Below are 3,987 nucleotides of genomic sequence, written 5' to 3' on the forward strand. Positions count from 1 at the left end.
TTATAGTTCTTTAAGTAAGGATTATGGTTTTTCATTTACCTGCAAATAAACTATAACTATATTTATTTTTCAGAGTATTTAAAGTATTTTAGGGTGGGGATGAATGAAGTGTACTAAGTACAGATAACAATTCTAAGCACATTGTTAAATACTTAAGTATTGGGGGGATATTGTGAAAGTAGAACATGTCATTTTCCAGCTTTTATAGACAAAACAACTTGAAATAAATCTTGCCAATGAGTCTCAATTAACTTCCAATCGATTACATCATTAAATAAAGGATCTATATGTTTATATTGAATATGTTTGCTTGGTCTAAAAAATTTTAATTCCTTCTAATTCCTGATTCTAGGCATTAGCATGGACAAAGGCGCCTCATCGCTCCCTATATGTTCCGATTTTTCATATAAAATCTTACATACTCTCTATAGCGTGTTTTTTTCTAAAATGCTGACGGTATCCAACTTAGAAGTGGTATAAGTTTTTTAGTTGATGAGCTTTTACACATCCTCCTCTTTTAGTATTTGTTTCATATTGAAACTATATGTATTAAATCCGTTTCATAACATTATTCCATATACATGTAGTTAATATATATAATAACCATACAGTAAATAAATATGGAGGTATTGATTATGAAACAAGCATTATTATTAGTTGATATACAAAATGATTACTTTGAGGGAGGAAATATGGAATTATTCCAACCAGAAAAGGCTAACCAAAAAACAAAGGAAATACTCGAAGTATTTCGTAGAAAAAATCAAACAGTGATTCATGTACAACATATTGCGGCTAATGAAGGTGCTACATTCTTTTTGCCAAATACATGGGGATCTCAAATCCACCAGGATGTACAACCTCTTTCAAATGAAACAGTAATCCCAAAGCATCATCCTAACAGTTTCTTTAACACAAATTTATTAGAAACATTACAAAAAGAAAAGATTGAACAAGTTGTAGTTTGCGGTATGATGACTCATGTGTGTATTGATGCAACAGTACGCGCTGCGAGTGATTTAGGTTTCCAGTGTATTGTCATTGAAGATGCTTGTACAACAAAAGATTTAGAATTTCAAGGAAATATAATTCCAGCGGTACAAGCACATCAATCATTCATGAGTGCATTAGAGTTTGGAGGCATTTACTCAAAAGTTATGTCTGCAAAGGGTTTTATAAACAAAAATAAATAATGAATCCGTTTTTAGCATATAACTTTTAATACAATATAAGTTCATTTAAATACTTTAACAGAAGAGCATCTTTTTCTGTGGCATTTCCTAATATAGTTTGATCTTGTGAATCATATCCTTTCTTTGAACTTGTTTTAAAATGTCAATCTACATTTATATCGTTGTATACAACATTTCTGCAATATTAGGATCCCGCGTATATATTTTAAAAATAGTTAAATTTTATATAGCTAAAAAAGAAAGAGTAAAATATCTTACTCTTTCTTTTTTTCTATTTTGTTAATTACAGTATTAATACGGTAATCTCCATAATTTAATATTCGTGAAAGGATTTCTTCTAATTGCTGATGTGAGGATGCATGAATAATCATGATATAACACCCATCTCCGCTAACATGATACATTTCAGTAATTGCGTCTGTTTTTTGAAAAAATTCTTGTATTTGAATATGGTATGATGCCTTTAAAAATAGAGTTACAATTGTCAGGATAGATCCTTCAAATTTACTTCGATCAATATCTATCGTATATTTTTTAATAACACCAACCTCTTCTAATTTATAAATTCGTTTTCCAACCGCTTGGCCAGTTAAATGAACTTTTTCACCAAGTTCTTTCAAATTCATTCTAGAGTTTTCCTGTAGTAATTGAATAATCTTAAGATCTGTTGGATCAAACATGTCGATGTCCTTTCTATTATGATAAGTTTATGTGTAGTACAGAAATCTAGCCATCCAGCTAAGATTATACAGTGTTAACCGTTTCCTTTTAGGGGGATATATCACCTTGAAAATTAATTGTAAGTTAAGGGATATTTTTTAAATAATTAAGTGGTAGATAAATTAACAAACAAAATATATCCACCAATTGGTTTATAGTTATTGCTAGTAGGGGGGTAGAAACATTTCCTTTAACTTAAGGGCTTAAAATGTCCCCAAGTGCAAAAAATCTGAGCAACCGTATTGAACGACGAATTCCTAGACACGGCCTAATAATTAAAAAGGCATTGAATTAAAGGGATTTGCTATTTATAGCGAATCCTTCTGTTTTTGTGCAAATCATGACGAATCAAACGTTCGTTTAAAATTAGGTTATGTTTGTATTCTATTTGAAGTGTGCAATAACAACCATCAATCTATCAAGGGGATCACCTTGACACGCATTACGTCTTCGCCAAATTTTGCAAGACGTGGTTAGGAATATAAGATGTATGCAAAGGTGCTCGTTTCACTTTCTATATAATAGGAAGAAACTCGACTATTTTTTCTCTACATGCACTCATCATTATCCGTATGTTTTGTTATTTTTTGCGCTTCATATTCTTTTACTAACTTGTAAAAAGAAGAACGCTTTATATCATATTTTTTCATCGCTCCGACCGCCGTAATCTTTCCAGATTGCCATTCCTCATATGCCTCAATGAATTGCTCGGTAATTTGTACTGGTGGTCTTCCTAAATGTTTTCCTTCCTTCTTCGCTAATGCAATTCCTTCCGCTTGTCGTTGTTTGATATCATTCCTTTCTTTTTCTGCAAAGGCAGAAAGAATGGTAAGAGTTGCTTTTTGTACAGCCTGTTGAATGACATCATTTGTGCTTTCACCATTATAATTTACATTAATAAATGGTTCTTTAATAAATTGTAAGTTAATTCGCTGTTGTTCATAGTATCTAAATTCTTCTAGTACATCATTCATGCTACGACCTAATCTTGTTAAGGAATCAAAAACAATTGTGTCCCCAGAACGAGCAAGTCGTTTTAACATTTGATAATTTTCTCTTTTCATATTTTTTCCAGATTGTTTATCGATAAAAATATCTCGATCTTCTATTCCGAGATGTTTCATATTCTTAATCTGACGTTCTTCGTTTTGGTCTTTACTGGAAACTCTAACATATCCAAACTTTTTATATTGCAATTCTTTCACCTCGAACATAATTATAGCTCAATTAAATCTGTAAAGGTATATAAAAAATACAGACATCTGTAAAATAGAAATATAACTTTTATGGATATAGTTTTCCCTATGTTTCTACGTATCTGTAAAAGTATACCTTTACAAACTGATGTTTACTTTCTCTATTGTTGAATGGAGATTTTCTTTTTTGATAGGGCTAGGCTCTCTACATTGGGAACAAATCAATTTCTTTGTGGAATAAAATGTTGAGGGATTACATTTAACCGAGTTATAATCCTTACTTCCTTTGTATATAAAGGAGCTGATTTATTCTGAAAAGATTAAAATCTGGCTGTTTCTTGTCTAAATTTACTTAGCGTGTTTTTTTGAAATACTGGGACTTCTAGTCTGGCAAAAGCTTAATTTATTGAAAATTAAGAATAATTAGTATGTAATCTATCAATTTACTATATATTACATTTGTGTAAATATTGTTATAAGGACATTTTTTAAAACTTTCCCCTAATAAAGTTTTGAAAGAGTTGTCTCATGTAAATATTCTCCATGTTGTAAATATGCCAAGAAAAGAGAATCCATTTGGATTCTCTTTTCGTTGTAACGAGTGTAAATAAAAAATTAATATTTTTATAATAGGATTTTAAAATAACCGTAATCTTTCCTGCCTATTATTAGGGTAGGGGGTGAAGAGTATGTTCAATTGGACAACACCGGGTGAAGTAATAGTTGGCATATTATTTATAGGAGCAATAGCAATTGCAACTAGATACACAATTAATCAGATACAATAAAGTACCTATAAAATTAGGTGCTTTTTTCTTTGTTGTATAGAAATTACACATTAAACGTGAATTTGAACTAAATAGACATTCGGATAGTAA

The 3,987-nt window shown here is 30.5% G+C and carries 3 protein-coding genes and 1 pseudogene; 1 reads left to right on the plus strand and 3 read right to left on the minus strand.

All coding sequences use genetic code 11. The features are described from left to right. Positions 1-191: 191 nt before the first annotated feature. Positions 192-359, minus strand: a pseudogene (locus ACQGS6_RS24115) (Tn3 family transposase); the annotation flags it as partial. 276 nt (positions 360-635) lie between these two features. Between ACQGS6_RS24115 and ACQGS6_RS24120 the strand changes: the two are divergent. Beyond that, positions 636-1,193 (plus strand): cysteine hydrolase family protein, encoded by a 558-nt coding sequence (locus ACQGS6_RS24120; protein ID WP_426965720.1) that lies wholly within the window; start codon positions 636-638, stop codon positions 1,191-1,193. A gap of 254 nt (positions 1,194-1,447) precedes the next feature. Here the strand turns inward: ACQGS6_RS24120 and ACQGS6_RS24125 are convergent, their stop codons facing one another. Then, positions 1,448-1,873 (minus strand): Lrp/AsnC family transcriptional regulator, encoded by a 426-nt coding sequence (locus ACQGS6_RS24125; protein ID WP_426965721.1) that lies wholly within the window; start codon positions 1,871-1,873, stop codon positions 1,448-1,450. Between the two features lie 588 nt (positions 1,874-2,461). Continuing rightward, a complete protein-coding gene (locus tag ACQGS6_RS24130; protein ID WP_426965722.1) occupies positions 2,462-3,127 on the minus strand; it encodes a recombinase family protein in 666 nt (221 codons plus the stop codon). Positions 3,128-3,987 lie beyond the last annotated feature (860 nt).

The sequence above is a fragment of the Bacillus sp. GMs2/2 genome, from assembly GCF_050172095.1.
GTDB lineage: Bacteria > Bacillota > Bacilli > Bacillales > Bacillaceae_G > Bacillus_A > Bacillus_A cereus.